This is a genomic window from Neomoorella stamsii (assembly GCF_002995805.1).
GTDB lineage: Bacteria > Bacillota > DSM-521 > Neomoorellales > Neomoorellaceae > Neomoorella > Neomoorella stamsii.
Window position 1 is genome coordinate 120,182 of sequence record NZ_PVXL01000040.1, and the last position, 16,144, is coordinate 136,325.

At 56.2% G+C, this 16,144-nt stretch carries 17 protein-coding genes and 2 pseudogenes; 9 read left to right on the forward strand and 10 right to left on the reverse strand.

The annotated features are described in order from the left end of the window. Positions 1–70: 70 nt before the first annotated feature. Positions 71–457 (reverse strand): BREX-3 system P-loop-containing protein BrxF, encoded by a 387-nt coding sequence (brxF, locus tag MOST_RS06935; protein ID WP_106007068.1) that lies wholly within the window; start codon positions 455–457, stop codon positions 71–73. A 59-nt stretch (positions 458–516) separates the two neighbouring features. Next, positions 517–651: pseudogene (locus MOST_RS06940) on the reverse strand (AbrB/MazE/SpoVT family DNA-binding domain-containing protein); the annotation flags it as partial. Positions 652–1,062: 411 nt separating this feature from the next. Here MOST_RS06940 and MOST_RS17635 point away from each other — a divergent pair. The 6 genes and pseudogenes from MOST_RS17635 to hepT form a co-directional block, all read left to right on the forward strand. Beyond that, positions 1,063–1,203, forward strand: coding sequence for a Uma2 family endonuclease (locus MOST_RS17635; protein WP_083476834.1), 141 nt, complete (start codon positions 1,063–1,065; stop codon positions 1,201–1,203). Between the two features lie 240 nt (positions 1,204–1,443). After that, complete coding sequence (locus MOST_RS17640; protein WP_208974879.1) at positions 1,444–1,872, forward strand: AAA family ATPase; 429 nt, start codon at positions 1,444–1,446, stop codon at positions 1,870–1,872. Next, a complete protein-coding gene (locus tag MOST_RS17645) occupies positions 1,833–2,687 on the forward strand; it encodes an AAA family ATPase (RefSeq protein ID WP_244267258.1) in 855 nt (284 codons plus the stop codon). The genes MOST_RS17640 and MOST_RS17645 overlap by 40 nt, the downstream gene beginning before the upstream one ends. Next, the gene (gene mads4, locus MOST_RS06955) at positions 2,684–3,301 is read left to right on the forward strand and encodes a methylation-associated defense system protein MAD4 (RefSeq protein WP_054938145.1); all 618 of its coding nucleotides are present in this window, start codon (positions 2,684–2,686) and stop codon (positions 3,299–3,301) included. Before MOST_RS17645 ends, mads4 begins: the two co-directional genes overlap by 4 nt. A 146-nt stretch (positions 3,302–3,447) precedes the next feature. Continuing rightward, the gene (gene mntA, locus MOST_RS06960) at positions 3,448–3,897 is read left to right on the forward strand and encodes a type VII toxin-antitoxin system MntA family adenylyltransferase antitoxin (RefSeq protein WP_054938146.1); all 450 of its coding nucleotides are present in this window, start codon (positions 3,448–3,450) and stop codon (positions 3,895–3,897) included. Between the two features lie 104 nt (positions 3,898–4,001). Then, positions 4,002–4,316, forward strand: a pseudogene (hepT, locus tag MOST_RS06965) (type VII toxin-antitoxin system HepT family RNase toxin); the annotation flags it as partial. A 278-nt stretch (positions 4,317–4,594) separates the two neighbouring features. On the opposite strand, the gene glmS reads toward hepT, so the two are convergent. Continuing rightward, entirely contained in the window at positions 4,595–6,415 is a 1,821-nt protein-coding gene (gene glmS, locus MOST_RS06970) for a glutamine--fructose-6-phosphate transaminase (isomerizing) (protein ID WP_054938148.1), read from the reverse strand. Between the two features lie 133 nt (positions 6,416–6,548). Between glmS and MOST_RS17215 the strand changes: the two genes are divergently transcribed. Then, complete coding sequence (locus tag MOST_RS17215) at positions 6,549–6,725, forward strand: hypothetical protein (RefSeq protein ID WP_157049512.1); 177 nt, start codon at positions 6,549–6,551, stop codon at positions 6,723–6,725. Positions 6,726–6,889: 164 nt separating this feature from the next. Here the strand turns inward: MOST_RS17215 and glmM are convergent, their stop codons facing one another. The 3 genes from glmM to cdaA are packed head-to-tail and all read right to left on the reverse strand — an operon-like array spanning position 6,890 to position 10,055. Beyond that, positions 6,890–8,224 (reverse strand): phosphoglucosamine mutase, encoded by a 1,335-nt coding sequence (glmM, locus tag MOST_RS06975; protein ID WP_054938149.1) that lies wholly within the window; start codon positions 8,222–8,224, stop codon positions 6,890–6,892. Positions 8,225–8,274: 50 nt separating this feature from the next. Continuing rightward, positions 8,275–9,219 carry a CdaR family protein gene (locus MOST_RS06980; protein WP_054938150.1) on the reverse strand — a complete coding sequence of 315 codons (945 nt, stop codon included), beginning with the start codon at positions 9,217–9,219 and terminating at the stop codon, positions 8,275–8,277. A 2-nt stretch (positions 9,220–9,221) separates the two neighbouring features. Then, positions 9,222–10,055, reverse strand: coding sequence for a diadenylate cyclase CdaA (gene cdaA, locus MOST_RS06985; RefSeq protein WP_106007069.1), 834 nt, complete (start codon positions 10,053–10,055; stop codon positions 9,222–9,224). 155 nt (positions 10,056–10,210) lie between these two features. Here cdaA and MOST_RS06990 point away from each other — a divergent pair, with 155 nt between their 5' ends. Both MOST_RS06990 and MOST_RS06995 read left to right on the forward strand, forming a co-directional pair. Further along, positions 10,211–10,942 (forward strand): DUF881 domain-containing protein, encoded by a 732-nt coding sequence (locus tag MOST_RS06990; RefSeq protein ID WP_054938151.1) that lies wholly within the window; start codon positions 10,211–10,213, stop codon positions 10,940–10,942. Between the two features lie 3 nt (positions 10,943–10,945). Beyond that, the gene (locus tag MOST_RS06995; protein WP_054938152.1) at positions 10,946–11,671 is read left to right on the forward strand and encodes a DUF881 domain-containing protein; all 726 of its coding nucleotides are present in this window, start codon (positions 10,946–10,948) and stop codon (positions 11,669–11,671) included. A 14-nt stretch (positions 11,672–11,685) separates the two neighbouring features. Here MOST_RS06995 and cimA read toward each other — a convergent pair whose 3' ends face one another. Genes cimA through leuC form a run of 4 tightly spaced genes read right to left on the reverse strand, consistent with a single transcriptional unit; the run spans position 11,686 to position 16,107 of the window. After that, positions 11,686–13,275 (reverse strand): citramalate synthase, encoded by a 1,590-nt coding sequence (cimA, locus tag MOST_RS07000; protein WP_054938153.1) that lies wholly within the window; start codon positions 13,273–13,275, stop codon positions 11,686–11,688. Between the two features lie 3 nt (positions 13,276–13,278). Beyond that, a complete protein-coding gene (gene leuB, locus MOST_RS07005; protein ID WP_054938154.1) occupies positions 13,279–14,352 on the reverse strand; it encodes a 3-isopropylmalate dehydrogenase in 1,074 nt (357 codons plus the stop codon). Then, positions 14,345–14,845, reverse strand: a complete 501-nt coding sequence (locus MOST_RS07010) for a 3-isopropylmalate dehydratase small subunit (protein WP_054938155.1) — start codon at positions 14,843–14,845, stop codon at positions 14,345–14,347. Before MOST_RS07010 ends, leuB begins: the two co-directional genes overlap by 8 nt. After that, entirely contained in the window at positions 14,842–16,107 is a 1,266-nt protein-coding gene (leuC, locus tag MOST_RS07015; RefSeq protein ID WP_054938156.1) for a 3-isopropylmalate dehydratase large subunit, read from the reverse strand. Before leuC ends, MOST_RS07010 begins: the two co-directional genes overlap by 4 nt. Positions 16,108–16,144 lie beyond the last annotated feature (37 nt).

The window sequence follows — 16,144 nt, forward strand, 5'->3', positions numbered from 1 at the left end:
CTGGTTACCCCCAATCTTCTCCAACATTAGAAGTGCTGTGAGAAACCCTTCAAACTACAGTTACCCGCAGTTAAAGTGTACGACCTTCAAATTTTCCACTCCATGCAGCCACAATGGTCCGGGTGCGGCTGATGTGTTGAAGCAGGCGTAAAGGGTCCTGCTGGAGAGCAGGGTCAAAGAGTATCTCAATGTTATCCAGTAAAACAGTGTCTCCCACCGTATCATCAATAATTGCTTCGACGATTCTTGGCAACCGCAACGTCCGTATCCGGTGGGGGTATTCAAGCAGCTTCTGGCTAAGGACAAGGCTCAAATTAATATATGGGCAGCCGGCGTCCTGGGCTAATTGAAGAAGAATTTGGGTCTTTCCGGAATGAAACGGTCCCACGATTAGTAGTAAGCGGTAATATCTTGACCGGGCTGCCTCTATCTGTTTTCTAAGTTCATCTGTTCTCATGGCTATTTTTAACACCAGCCTTTGTCCTGGACAGGTTAACTTTCATTGGCATGTCGCAATTAATTCTTTTTACCGGCAGGCATAATTATTGCTTTTTCCAGGACAACCTTCCCATCCGGTTCAACCTTGAGCAAAACCCGGTCACCCTCTTCCAGATCAAGGGCAGCCCGTATTTCTTTCGGCAACGTCATCTGGCCTTTTGGTCCTTTAAAAAACTACCTCCAGTAAACCTGAATTATGGGTATAGTAACCATTTTGATAAAACTCAACCTAAATCCTGCTGAAAACGGCAGGTGTTGCTGCAGTTAGAAAGATAGAAACATCCTTAAAGTCATTATATAGAGCGAGTTGGAATCCATGCGCTGTTCATAAGTTCTAGTTTGTAGGGATTTCGTTATAAGACTGGCTGAAATAAAAAGCATTGTATGATATACTAAAGGCCAGGAGGGTATTTTCTGGAATAGAATTTCCGGTTCTGAAAGGGAGTACGAAACAGGTGGATGCCGTGGTCCGGGAGGCAGCTTTAACTTACGATACCTGCAAGCTCTAACTGCCAGGCAAAATGACTTTCGAGGAATTCCTGGCCTGGTGCGACGAGGACACCTGTGGAGTACGAAGTTGCCGGCGTCAGGGAATACTGGATCATTGACCCCGACCGGCAGCAGGCGGAATTTTATCGTCTGGGAGATAATGGCCGTTACCACACCGTAGCACTTAACGCCAGCGGAATTTACCGGCCAAGTTAATCCCACAGTTTTGAGTTAAAATTGTATGGTTATTCCGGGACCCTCCCCCGGCAGCAATAGCCTGCCTTAAGGATAAAGGATTTTTTCCTAAACTGTACATACCTAAGGTGTTCTTTATTTTCAGGCAGTGGTTATAATATTAACCAGGGTAGAAATTTATATGGAACTTTATGGTTATTACATCCAAAATTCCAGATAAATGTAAATTTATAACATTAGCGAGGGTACCTTATGATAACTTTGATTGAAGTATTAAATTTCCGCTGCTTGAGGTATATCAAGCAACCTCTCGGCCCTTTTCACGTTTTAATCGGCCCTAACGCCAGCGGGAAAACTACGTTCCTGGACGTAATCTCCTTTCTGGGCAGCCTTGTTTCGGAAGGCCTGGATGCCGCAGTGGGCGAAAGAACGAAAAATTTTCAAGACATGGTCTGGATGCGAAACAGGAATAGTCTTGAACTGGCCATCGAGGCCAGAATTCCTTCAGATCGACGGGCACAACTGGGCAAACAGCCCTATGACTCCGTACGCTATGAAGTTAAGGTGGGGAATGAGCATGGCGAAACGGAAATACTTGCTGAAAAGGTTTTGTTAAAAAAGCAACGCCAATTCCTTATAAAGAAAGGACTTTGTTTCCTGATTATATTGAGCCGCCGCAAACAATTCTAACACCTAAAGGAAAAAAATACGGCCGTACCGTTGTTAACAAAGTTTATGGGGGAAATGATAATTATTATTCTGAAGTCTACTCTGAACCCGGCAAGGGATGGTCGCCTGCATTTAAGCTGGGTACACGTAAATCAGCCCTGGGAAACCTACCTGAGGATGAATCCAAGTTTCCTGTAGCGACCTGGTTAAAAGGCTTATTGACAGAAGGTGTGCAACAGTTTATCCTGAACAGTATGCTTTTGCGTAAAGCCAGTCCTCCCGGGCAGGTGCGTGGATTCAAACCGGATGGTTCCAACCTGCCCTGGGTGGTGACCAATCTGCGGGAGAAAGCACCTGAAAAGTTTAAAGACTGGATCGCCCACCTGCAGACAGCGCTCCCGGACCTGGAAGACATTCAGACCATAGTGAGGGAAGACGACAAACATTGCTACCTGGTGCTGGTTTATCGTGGCGGTTTAAACGTACCGTCATGGATGGCGTCGGATGAAACGCTGCGCCTCCTGGCGCTTACACTACCGGCTTACCTACCTGATTTTAAGGGCATTTACTTGATTGAAGAACCGGAAAATGGCATTCACCCCAGGGCAGTGGAAACCATGTTCCAGTCCCTGTCTTCCGTTTACAATGCTCAAATCCTTCTGGCCACCCATTCTCCGGTTATTTTAAGCCTGGCTGAACCAAAGAAAATTCTTTGCTTCGCCAGGACCGCCGAAGGCGCCACCGATATCGTCTTGGGCAGCGAACACCCGGCGTTGAAACATTGGCAGGGAGAAACCAACCTGGGTGTCCTTTTTGCCGGGGGTGTGCTTGGATGATTAAGGACCTGGTGGTCCTCGTGGCCGATAAAAACATGGAGTACACAATTAAGGGGTTGCTGACACGCCCACAGTCACTAGGGATACGTCAACTAATCTATGATTGTTTCGTTCATCCCGAAAATGACCCCGGGTGTCTCTTGCGAGGACACGATTTTTTACGTTCTATAGCGAGTAACTATACTTATGCACTAGTAATGCTTGATCATAAGGGCTGCGGCCGCGAACGTCTATCTAGAAAACAACTGGAAAAACAGATTGAAGAACGTCTGAGGCAATCCGGCTGTGGTGACCGGGCCGTAGCCATTGTTATCTCTCCGGAACTGGAAATATGGGTGTGGAGTAATTCTCCCCATGTTAACCGGATAATCGGGTGGACCGGCAGAGAAACGGATTTAAGGTCCTGGTTGATCCAGGAGGGTTTTTCAGAAGATCGCAAGGGAAAACCAAATCGACCGAAAGAGGCCTTTGAACGGGCTTTGAAACTAACCGGGAAGGCTCGTTCTTCTTCATTGTATTATCAATTAGCCATATCTGTAAGCCTGGAAAGCTGCGCAAACCCGGCGTTTTTAAAGTTAAAAGCGACCCTGAAGAAATGGTTCTCCACAGAATGAGCATCAGACCTCTTAGGGTATCGAGGTTAGTTAATGTTCAGCCAGCTCGATTGGATGCGGCGGTGTCTCTGCTCTGGTGAAGCTTTCCGGTGCACGATTTTCTGTAAAATAAGAAACCTTACACCTGATAATCGGGGTGTGATATTGTGGTCAGATTGAGCCGCAAATTAGAAAAAATAACCCTTTCTCCCAAGCAATTAAAAAGCTTGGCGGATTTCGCCGGCAGGCAGGCGGAGGTCCTGGCCTTGTATTTATATGGCTCCTACGGTACGGAGTGGCAAACGGCACTATCGGATATTGATCTGGCTGTATTGCCAATGCCGGAAACCTCGTGGGACTATAAGCGCGAATTGGAGCTGCTGTCCGAATTTTGCCATATTGGGCGGAGCGACGATATCAACGTGGTGAACCTGCATCGCGTTCCGGTGACCCTGCAAATGCGGGTATTAGAAACAGGGCGCCTCCTGTATGTTAAAGATGAAATACTCTTGGCCGATTTCAAGGAAGGGGTCATTCGCCGTTATTGTGATTTTGAACCCGACTTGAAGAACCTGTACCAGGATTTTGATGCTAGCCTGCGGGAGGAATTTCTGTGACGGTTGATAGGGAAAAAATCCGCCAGAAGTTGCAGTTTATGCGACAAGAATTGAGGGAGCTAAAAAAGTTCCAAGGTATGGATTTAAGCTAGTTCCAATCAAATAGCTTGTACGAAGCCGCCGCCACAAGAATGCTGCAGGTAGCCATCGAAGCTATGCTGGACATTTGTGCTCATATTATCTCCAGAGAAGGGTGGGGATTACCTAAGTCCTACGTCGAAACGGTTGAGCTGGCGGCCCACAACGGCTTGATACCGCAGCAGCTGGAAGATACCTATAAAGCCATGGCCCGCTTCCGCAACCGGGTAGTCCATCTTTATGACGAAATTGATGCTGCTGAAATCTGGAATGTCATTCAGAACCATCTCGATGATTTTAGACCATTTATAGCTGCAGTAATACGGAGATACTTGAGTTAGCCTGTTATTTTGGATGCAGGTTAACCCGCTGGCGGCCGTATAACACCAGCAACTGGGCACAACCGCTTTTATAAACTTCCTCCAGCCAGTTCAATTCAGTTTGGCGGTTTACAAAAACCATTTTTAGTACCTCGCATCATTAGTCTAATCATGATTATACTATGTTCGCAACATGAATTCAAAGGAAAAGGCCCTCTTCCCAATCTGGAAAGAGAGCCTTTTTCTTGGCAAGAAGAACCAAGGTCAACACATCAGGATAACAGAATTATTCTATCTTGCTACTCCACCGTCACGCTCTTGGCCAGGTTGCGCGGTTTATCGACGTCGCAGCCGCGGGCGACGGCGGTGTAGTAGGCCAGCAGCTGCAGGGGTACTACCGTCACCACCGGCGCCAGCAGGGACGATACCGGCGGCAGGTAGAGGACGGCGTCGGCCTCGGCAGCTACCGCTGTGTTGCCTTCCTGGGTCAGGGCCAGCACCCAGGCGCCGCGTGCCTTAACTTCCTTGATGTTGCTGAGCATCTTCTCCAGGAGTTCCGCCTGGGTGGCCAGGGCCACCACCGGCGTGCCTTCTTCGATCAGGGCCAAGGTGCCGTGCTTCAGTTCACCGGCCGCATAGGCCTCGGCATGGAGGTAGGAGATCTCCTTAAGCTTCAGGGCTCCTTCCAGGGAAACGGCATAATCAAGGCCGCGGCCGATGAAAAAGGCGTGTTCGTGGGCAGCCATGCGGCCGGCCAGCTCGCGTATCCGGGGCTCCAGCTTTAATACTTCCTCCACGCGGCCCGGCAATTCCTTGAGGCCCCGGGCCAGCCCGGGTGCCCAGGGAGCCGCGCCGCGCCTTTCTCCCAGGTACAGGGCCAGGAGATAGAGGGCCGCCACCTGGGTTAGATAGGCCTTGGTGGAGGCCACGGCGATTTCCGGCCCCGCCCAGGTGTAAATGACGTGGTCGGCTTCCCTGGCCACCGAGCTGCCGACGACGTTGGTAATGGCCAGAATCTGCGCCCCTGCTTTTTTAGCCTCCCGCAGGCTGGCCAGGGTATCCGCTGTTTCGCCGGACTGGCTGATAACCAGGCCCAGGGTTTTTTCATTAAGAATGGGGTCGCGGTAACGAAATTCGGAGGCAATGTCATCTTCCACAGGCAGGCGCAGCAGCTTCTCCATGAGATACTTGCCGACCATACCGGCATAATGGGCGGTACCACAGGCAATAACGGCTATTTTTTCAATAGAAGCAGCCATTGCGGCTGTTAAATTCACGCCTTCTAACTTTACCTTGCCGTCAGGCTGCAGGCGGCCGCTCAGGGTATCGCGTAATGCCCGGGGCTGCTCGTGAATTTCTTTGAGCATGAAATGGGCATAGCCGCCTTTTTCGGCCGCCTGGAAATCCCAACCTACGTGATATATCTCTTTGGATTTGGGTATTCCTTGAGCATCAAAAACCTTTGCGCCTTCGGGTCTGATATGCACAATTTCCCCGTTTTCTAAAATATAAGTATCACGCGTATAAGCCAGCAAGGCCGGTATATCTGAAGCCAGATAAGTTTCCCCATCGGCCAGGCCTACAATCAAAGGGCTGTCCTGGCGTACCCCAACCAGCTCCTGGGGGTGGTAGGCGCTGGCCACGGCCAGGGCATAGGAGCCGCGTAAGCCCGGCAGCATCTTGAGGACCGCCCGGAGCAGGTCGCCTTCATAAAATTGTTCCACCAGGTGGGCCAGGACTTCCGTATCCGTCTCGGAAATAAAGCGGTGACCGGCGTCCACAAGCTGCTCACGCAGTTCCTGGTAGTTTTCAATGATGCCGTTGTGGACGACGGCAAACTTGCCCGTGCAGTCCAGATGGGGATGGGCGTTGACGTCGGACGGCCGGCCGTGGGTGGCCCAGCGGGTGTGGCCGATGCCTACCCGGGCCCCGTTAAGATTGCCATTGAGACGGCTCTTCAGGACATGGAGCTTACCCGCGCTCTTTTCTACTACCAACCCCCCGCCGTTCAATACCGCTATACCGGCAGAATCATAACCCCGGTATTCCAGCCTTTCCAGTCCCTGAACCAATATAGGGACCGCCGGGCGCGGGCCCAGATAACCAACGATACCGCACATATAGAGCTCACTCTCCCTGTATTTTTTTAACCAGGGAGAGATAAAGGGTTACCCGGCGCCCTTTGTCCCCGGGATTACTCCCGGGTTTTGTAGCGCCTTTGACGGTCGTAACCAGACCGGGGGGCACCCGCCGATGCCTCGATCAACCCCCGCCTCGTCAACCCTCCGGCACCCGCCTGCCTGGATGGCCCTCCTGGCTCACCCGGGCATAAACGGCGGGCCGGCTGGTCCCGGCGCTTGCCTTTGTCCTGATCCTTTATCTCTCCCCTTGAACCTGCTGGATAACCAGGACCTCCTGCAGCCCGGGTAAGAATCACCCCCTTTTCCCAGAACGGATTTCCTTATGCCCCGGCGCCACCAGGTAGTAACGGCGGTGATAAGCCGGCTTAAAACAGCCTGGCCCTTTCGTACCCTGGTGCTGCCGAGTAACAGCGGCGGCATCCGGCAGTTCCTGCGCTCCTTTGCCGACAGGGCTCACAGCCCGGCGGCAGCTCGCTGCAGGCAGGCCATAATAGCCTCCAGCTCTTCCCTGTCCGGGCCTTCTACCATGAGGCGGATAATGGGTTCTGTTCCCGAAGGCCTGACTAAGACCCGGCCCCGGCCCGCCAGCTGCTCCCGGGCCGCCGCTACGGCTGCCAGGAGGGCAGGGCTGGCCATGGCGGCCTCTTTATCCGCCACCGTTACATTGACCAGCAGCTGGGGCAGGTGGGGCATGGCAGCCGCCAGTTCCGACAGGGGCCGGCCGGTGGCGGCCATGACCTGTAACAGCTGCACCCCGGTAAGCAGGCCATCACCGGTAGTATTATGTTCCAGGAGGATAATGTGGCCCGACTGCTCGCCGCCCAGGACGGCACCCGTCCTTAGCATCTCCTCCAGGACATAGCGGTCGCCGACCCGGGTCTGGTGCACCCGCAGGCCCGCTGCCGTCAGGGCCTGGTGGAGGCCGAAGTTGCTCATGACCGTCACCACTACCTGGCCGCCGGGCAGGCCTCCCTGCTCCTGGCGGTACAGGGCCAGGATGGTCATGATGGCATCGCCATCGACCACCTGCCCCTTTTCATCCACGGCAATCACCCGGTCGGCGTCACCGTCAAAGGCCAGGCCCACATCGGCCCCCCGGGCGACAACCTCAGCCTGGAGAACCTCCGGGTGGGTGGAACCGCACCCGACGTTTATATTAGTCCCATCGGGGGTATTATGCAAGAGGTAAATTTCCGCCCCCAGGCGCTGGAAAACCGCCGGCGCGACCCGGCAGGCGGCACCATAGGCGCAGTCCAGCACCACCCGCAGGCCGGCCAGGCCCCGCCCGGCGGTACTGCAGATATGGGCAATGTAGCGCTCGGCAGCCTCCTCCAGCTCCCGCACCCGCCCCAGCTCCACGCCAACCGGCCGGGGCAGGTTATCTTCCGCTTCCAGGACCAGCCGTTCAATCTCTTCTTCCACCGGGTCAGGCAGTTTGTGCCCGCTGGCGCTGAAGAATTTAATGCCGTTGTCCGCCACGGGGTTGTGGGACGCCGAGATCACTACGCCGGCATCGGCTTCCAGGGCCCGGGTCAACCAGGCTACCGCCGGGGTAGGCACCACCCCTACCTTCAGGACGTCACCCCCGACAGAACAAATGCCGGCCACCAGGGCGGCTTCCAGCATATCGCCGGAAATACGCGTGTCCCGGCCCACCACCACCCTGGCCCGGCCTTCCGGCCCCGCCAGGACGGCAGCGCCGGCGCGTCCCAGGCGAAAGGCTAACTCCGGGGTAAGGCCGGCGTTGGCCACCCCGCGGACTCCGTCAGTACCGAATAACTTTACCATGCTCTCACCTGTTTACTGCATTATATGTTCTTGCTGGAAAATCGCTACTGTCACGGCGTGCTGGCAGGATTGGCAGCCTTGCCTATCTCCACTACCACCCTTACCCGCGGGAAGCTGCTGACCTGTACGCCAGCCGGTATTTCCAGGTTCGTCTCCGCCGTAACATTCTTCATAGCCCCGGCAATATTAATTGGGGCCGTATTGATATAATCCAGGGCCGCTAAATGGTTGTAGGGAGCAAAGACCTCCACCACTTCCGGCTGGAGAATTACCCGCTGGACGGCATAGCCTTTGGCCGGCTCGCCTGCCAGCTGGGGACGCACCGCCAGGAACTTGCTGGGCATGTCCTGGACTACAGGTACAAATGTTTCTACCACTTCCGGGGAGACGGTTAACCATTCCTGCAAAGGACGACCCTCCCGGTCAGCCAGCTTTACCGGCAGCTGGGCCAGGAAGTTGCCGCTGGCCTGGTCGATTTTGGCCTCCACATAGACCCGGCCGATGCTTTTCAGGGTTTCAGCAGAACCGGAAACAACTACCTGGGAAGGCTTGATGACCGGTTCCAGCGCCCGGTAGCCGCTGACCGGCGTGCCCAGGAGGTTCACCTGGACCGGCAGCTGTACCTGCTCAATTTTATCTAGTTTTATCGTCACCTGGGAAGGGTTCACGTGAATTACATTTATCCCTTCCGGTACCTCGACCCGGACGGGTAAAAGATTATCACCGACTTTAGCCTCCCGCAGGCTAACAAAGGCATGGACGTCCCTGGACAGCAAAGTATTTACCGCGGCCTTGCGCCCCTCCACCCGCACCTGGACTTCCGCCGGGCGGTCGGCAACCACCAGGCCCTCCCTCAAGTTTTCTGTTTCCAGGGGGACCCGGACCACCTTTTCCCCGGTGGGGTTCTGCTCGCCGGTTACATACATCCAGAGAATAATGGCCAAAGCGACTGCCAGCAGGCGATAAATCCAATCCTGGCGAAAATGCTCCCGCATTCTTACGACCTCCAGGGCCAGAAGAAAGTACTGTGGTTAACCTGCGGTAATAATAAACTCTGGAGGAGTTCCTTCAGGTTTTTCTCATCCAGGAAGCGGGTCAGCTTCCCCCCCTCGGCAACGGAAATGGCGCCCGTTTCTTCCGAGACCACCAGGACCACGGCGTCGGATATTTCACTGATGCCCAGAGCCGCCCGGTGCCTGGTCCCCAGCTGCTTGCTTAAATAGGGGCTTTCGGAAAGGGGCAGAAAACAGCCGGCGGCTACCACCCGGTCCCCACGAATAATGGCTGCCCCGTCGTGGAAGGGCGTCAGGGGTACAAAGATATTAATTAACAGCTCGGCGGAAACTACGCCGTCGACGCGGATGCCCGTCTCGATATAATCATTGAGGCCCGTCTCCCGCTCGACAACTATCAGGGCGCCGGTACGGTTTTTAGCCAGCACCTGGGCGGCCCGCACCAGCTCATTAATAAGCTTTTCCATATCTTCGGCGCCCAGGACCGTCAAGGGACGGGCAAAAAACTTGCCCCGGCCCAGTTGTTCCAGGGCACGCCGCAGTTCCGGCTGGAAGACTACCGGCAGGGCCACGACAATCACCAGGCGCAACTGGCTTAAAAGCCAGTTAATGGTGGTCAGGTGCAGGCGCTCGGCAATGACCGAGGCTACCACCAGCACCACCAGTCCCTTGATCAGCTGGACGGCCCGTGTGCCCCTGATGAGCATGATGAATTTATAAATGACAAAGGCGACGATGCTGATATCAAGGATTATCCGCAGAAGGTCGATTATGTTTAACGATAACAAGTAGCGCCACAGGGCCGCCAAACCAGTCACCCCAAATTTTCCCGCCAGCTTTAGTTAGTATATGATGGTCCAGTCACTTCATTCGACAGGTAGAGGCTAAATCCCTTCTTTTTATGGCTGCCCGTTTTTACTAGTTGCCACCGGGCAAGACTTCATATAAAATAGCGCTAAAGGAGGAGTCCCTAGTGCGTAAAATTTATCTTTCCCTGCTCCTCATCAGCCTTTTTTCCGGGCTCCTGGTAGCCTGGCAGTGGCGTTCCCACCAGGCCACCGCGGCTATAGAACGGAAGGATCCCGAACTCATTGATATTATTCATTCCCTGGAAAAAGAAGACGCATCCCTGGAAAATACCATCGCCGACCTGCGCAGCCAGATTGAAGCCCTCCAGAAGGATCGCGCTCAAGGAAAGGGCCGGCTGGCCCAGCTGCAGCAGGAAATAGAAGCCCTGAAACTGGCTGCCGGCCTAACTCCCGTGACGGGACCGGGGATAACCGTTACCCTGGATGATAATAACGCCGGCGCCCAGGCGGCTAAAAACAGTTCACCGGCAACCTATAATCCGGAAGATTATATAATTCATGATAAGAATGTCCTCTACCTGGTCAATGAATTAAAGGCTGCCGGCGCCGAAGCTATTGCCGTCAACGGCCAGCGGATTGTCACCAGCTCGGACATCCGTTGCGTCGGCACCGTCATCCTGGTGAATTCCACCCGCCTGGCCCCGCCTTACGAGGTTCAGGCTATAGGCAACCCCGATAGCCTGGAGGCAGCCATTCAGAAGGCAGTTGACTTTTCTTACTTAAAAAGCCGCGACTTCCCTGTCAAGGTAACCAAATCCCAGAACCTAACCCTGCCCGCGTATAAAGGCGGTTTTTCCCAGGACTACGTCCGGCTGGTTAAAGCAGGGGGGCAGTAATAAATGCGAGGAAAATACTGGCCTGTTTCCCTGACCGTTGTCTTCTTAATTCTGGGCCTGCTTTTATCGCTCCAGTTTCGTACCCAGCGGCTGCTGGCCAGCTCCCTGGAAGCCCAGAAAACCGAAGACCTGGTGGCCATGTGGAAAAATTTGAGCAGCAAGCGCAGCCAGCTGCAGGGTGAGATTGCCCAGCTCCAGCAGCAGCTCTTCACTCTTAAGACCGGTTCCGGCCAGGATAGTGACGCCGAAACGGCTCTGGAAAAAGAGCTGGCCCGCCTGCAGATAAGCACCGGCCTTAGTCCTGTCAAAGGCCCGGGGATTACGGTTACCATTACCGGCGACGCCCCTCTTCTCTATGAGGATCTGGTAGACATCGTCAACGAGCTCTGGGCCTCCGGAGCCGAAGCCATCGCCATCAATGACCACCGCATCGGCGCCTTCACTGCCATTGCCGATAAAGAAGAGGGGTCGCGGGTTTACATCACCATCGACGGCCAGAAGCTCCTCTATCCCATTGTCATCAAAGCCATCGGTGACCCCCATACCCTGGAGAAGGGTTTAACCTTCACCGGCGGCCTGATTGAGAACCTCAATAACATGTTCAATATTTACCCCGACATTAAAAAAGAGCAGGACCTGCAGTTGCCGGGAACTTCCCTGCCCCGTTGGCAGTATGCTAAACCCCTGCCCCCTGATAAACAAGCGCCAAAGCAAAGCCAGGCAAAATAAAAAGCCTGGCTTTTTTAAGTGGCTGCCGCTTTTTTGTTTAACTCCCGGGACTGCTTTAAGAGGGCGTATTCCATGCTGTCCAGCAGGGCTTCCCAGCTGGCCTCGATGATGTTGGTGGAGACGCCGACGGTATTCCACGAGCTGCTGCCGTCCCGGGACTCAATAAGGACCCTGACCTTGGCGCTGGTGGCATCCTTTTCATCCAGGACCCGCACCTTGTAGTCCGTCAGGCGCATGCGGCCGATGGCCGGGAAAACTTCCTCCAGGGCCTTGCGCAGGGCGTTGTCCATGGCATTGACGGGACCATTGCCTTCGGCCGCCGTATGGACTACCTGGTCACCCACCTTGAGTTTAACAATGGCTTCGGCGATGGCTTCCTGCCCGGGCCGCTTTTCCACTAGGGTCTTGACGTACTCTACTTCAAAGGGCTGCCGGTATTCCCCCGTTGTTTTCCGTAAAAATAATTCCAGGGAAGCGTCGGCCCCTTCGAACTGGTAGCCCTGGCGTTCCATTTCCTTAATGCCGTTCATGACGGCCCGTTCCTTTTCCGGGGAAAGCTCCAGGCCCATCTCTTCTACCTTACAGCGCAGGTTGCTGGCCCCGGCCTGGTCCGACATTAGTATGCGCCGTTCGTTTCCCACCAGCTGGGGACGGATGTGCTCGTAGGTGTGGGAGGCCTTTAAGACGGCGCTCACATGGATGCCGCCCTTATGGGCAAAGGCGCTGTAGCCGACAAAGGGCTGGTTACCGGCCGGTACCACATTGGCAATCTCGCTGACATAGCGGGAGACTTCCGTGAGAAAGCTCAATTGCCCGGCGGGCAGGCACTGGTAGCCCATCTTCAGTTCCAGGTTGGGCAATACAGAACACAAATTGGCATTGCCGCAGCGCTCGCCTAAACCGTTGATGGTTCCCTGCACCTGGCGGCAGCCGGCGGTTACGGCGGCCAGGGTATTGGCCACGGCCAGGTCGCCGTCGTTATGGGTATGAATGCCCAGGGGTACCTGGATCTCCTGGCGTACCCGGGCTACGGCGGCGGCGACATCACCAGGCAGGCAGCCGCCATTGGTATCGCACAGGACCACCCAGCTGGCCCCGGCAGCCGCCGCGGCCTTCAAGGTAGCCAGAGCATAATCGGGGTTGGCCTTGAAGCCGTCAAAAAAGTGCTCGGCATCAAAGATTACTTCCAGGCCCGCCTCCACCAGGAAGGCGATACTGTCGGCAATCATGGCCAGGTTTTCCTCCAGGGTCGTCTCCAGGGCCGCCGTTACATGGAGGTCCCATGCCTTGCCGAAGATAGTGGCCACCTTCACCCCGGCCCGCCTGATGGCCAGCAGGTTGGCGTCTTCCTCAGCTTTCCCGCCGGGCTTGCGGGTGCGGCCAAAGGCCGCGAGTTTAGCCTGCCGCCAGATAATCTCCCTGGCCCGGAGGAAAAACTCCATATCTTTGGGGTTGGCCCAGGGCCAGCCGCCTTCGATATAGTCCACGCCCAGCCGGTCCAAGCGGGCGGCAATCTTTAATTTGTCTTCTACCGACAGGCTGATGCCCTCGCCCTGGCTGCCGTCCCGGAGGGTAGTGTCATAGACATAGATCTTTTCCGGCATAGGCTATCCCTCTTGCAGCTCCCGCCGTACCAGGGCACCCATTTCGGCCGTACCTACCAGGCTGGTCCCCGGCACGTAGATATCCGCGGTACGGTAACCTTTAGCCAGCACCCGGCCGACGGCTGCCTCCACGGCTGCCGCTGCCTGGTCCATCTTGAAGGAGTACTTGAGCATCATGGCTGCCGAGAGGATGGTCGCCAGGGGATTGGCCTTTTGCTGCCCGGCAATATCCGGGGCGGAGCCGTGGACCGGTTCATAAAGGGCCACTTGACCGCCAATGCTGGCCGAGGGCAGCATGCCGATGGAGCCCGTCAGGACGGAAGCCTGGTCGCTTAAAATGTCGCCAAAGGTATTTTCCGTCACAATCACATCAAACTGGGCCGGCCGGCGGACCAGCTGCATGGCGCAGTTGTCAACATACATGTGCTCCAGGGTAACCTCGGGAAACTCGCCCTTAAGCCCATCTACCGTGTCCCGCCACAGCCGCGAGCTGGTGAGGACGTTGGCTTTGTCAACGCTGGTTAAATGGCAGCGGCGGCTACTGGCTATCTCAAAGGCCAGGCGGGCGATGCGCTCTATTTCCGCCGTGGAATAGAGCATGGTGTCGTAGGCTACCTCGCCTGCACCCGCCTTTTCCCGCTTTTTCGGGCCGAAGTAGAGGCCGCCCGTGAGCTCCCGGACAATGATCAGGTCGGTACCGGCAACAATTTCCCGTTTTAAGGGCGAAGCCTCCGCCAGGGGCTCAAAGAGGTAGGCCGGCCTTAAGTTGGCGTAAAGGCCAAGCTCCTTGCGCAATGGCAGGAGGGCGGCCGTTTCCGGGCGTTCCTCCGGCGGCAGGGCATCCCATTTAGGACCGCCCACCGCCCCCAGGAGCACGGCGTCGCTCTGGCGGCAGAGGTCCAGGGTTTCCGGTGGTAAAGCCTGGCCGCGGGCATCAATGGCCGCTCCCCCTACCAGGGCCTCGGTAAACTGGAACTCTATCCCCGTGCGGCGGCCGACAACCTCCAGGACCTTTACCGCCTCCGGGACAATCTCGGGGCCAATGCCGTCACCGGGCAAAACGGCAATTTTATACATGCGCCTTCACCTTCCTGGCCACGTAGGGCATCAGCCCCCCGGCGGCAATGAGTTCCTGCATGAAGGGCGGGAAGGGCGCCGCCTGGTAGGTTTCCCCTTTAGTAAGGTTCACAATTTCGCCCTTCTCGGCGTCAATCTTTACTTCATCCCCGGCGGTTATCCCTGCCGCCGCGGCCGGGGACTCAAAGATGGGCAGGCCGATGTTGATGGCGTTGCGGTAGAAGATGCGGGCAAAGGAGGCGGCGATGACCGCCGCCACCCCGGCGGCCTTGATGGCTACCGGCGCGTGCTCCCGGGAACTGCCGCAGCCGAAGTTTTTCCCGGCCACGATAATCTCCCCTTTTTGCACCCGCCCGGCAAAGGTGGGGTCGGCGTCCTCCATGCAGTGGCGGGCGAGTTCTTCCGGGTCGGAGGTATTCAGGTACCGGGCCGGAATGATGGCGTCGGTGTCGATGTCGTTGCCGAAGGTGTGGCATTTACCCTGGATGATCATTTTACTACCTCCTCGGGGGCGGCGATGCGCCCTTTAACGGCGCTGGCGGCGGCTACGGCCGGGCCGGCTAGATAGACTTCGCTTTCCGGATGGCCCATACGGCCCACGAAGTTGCGGTTGGTTGTGGCCAGGGCCCGCTCGCCTCTGGCCAGAATCCCCATGTGACCGCCCAGGCAGGGGCCGCAGGTGGGGGTGGAGACGGCGGCGCCGGCGGCAATGAAGGTTGCTATCAGCCCTTCGGCCAGGGCTTCTGCGTAGATCTTCTGGGTGCCGGGTATGACGATGAGCCTTACTTCGGGATGGACCTTTTGCCCCTTGAGGGTCTGTGCCGCTACCCGCAGGTCCTCCAGGCGGCCGTTGGTGCAGCTGCCGATGACCACCTGGTCGATTTTAATTTCGCCTATTTCTTTGACGCTCCTGGCGTTCTCGGGCAGGTGGGGCAGGGCTACCTGGGGTTCGATCTTACCGGCGTCAATGTCTATTTCCCGGGCATAGCGGGCATCAGGGTCGCTCCGGTAGATGTGGTAGTCGCGTTTAAGGCGACCCTGAATGTATGCCAGGGTCTTTTCGTCCACCGGGAAGATGCCGTTCTTGCCGCCGGCTTCGATGGCCATGTTGGCCATGGTGAAGCGGCCGTCCATGGAGAGGTTGGTAATGGCTTCGCCGGTGAATTCCATAGCCATGTAGCGGGCGCCGTCGACCCCGATCTGGCCGATGGTATAGAGGATGAGGTCTTTGCCCCCAACCCAGGGCTGGAGCTTGCCGTGGTAGCGGAAGAGGATAGTCTCGGGTACTTTAAACCACAGCTCGCCGGTGGCCATGGCGGCGGCGAGGTCTGTAGAACCGACCCCGGTGGCAAAGGCCCCGAGGGCCCCGTAGGTGCAGGTGTGGGAGTCGGCCCCGATGACCAGGTCCCCGGGGCCGACCAGGCCCGCCTCCGGCAGCAGGCAGTGCTCGATGCCCATGCGGCCGATTTCAAAATAGTGGGTGAGCCCCTGCTCCCGGGCGAATTCACGCAAAATTTTAGCCTGCTCGGCGGACTTGATGTCCTTGGCCGGGGTGAAGTGGTCCGGCACCAGGACGACCCTTTCCGGGTCGAAGACCTTCTTTATCCCCAGTTGCTTGAATTCTTTTATGGCCAGGGGCGCGGTGATGTCGTTCCCCAGGGCCAGATCTACCTTAGCGTTGATGAGCTGGCCCGGCTCGACATGTTCGAGGCCGGCGTGGGCGGCCAGGATCTTTTCGGTGATGGTCATGCCCATGGAGTTTACCTTCTTCCTCCGAAAATAACTTATCTTT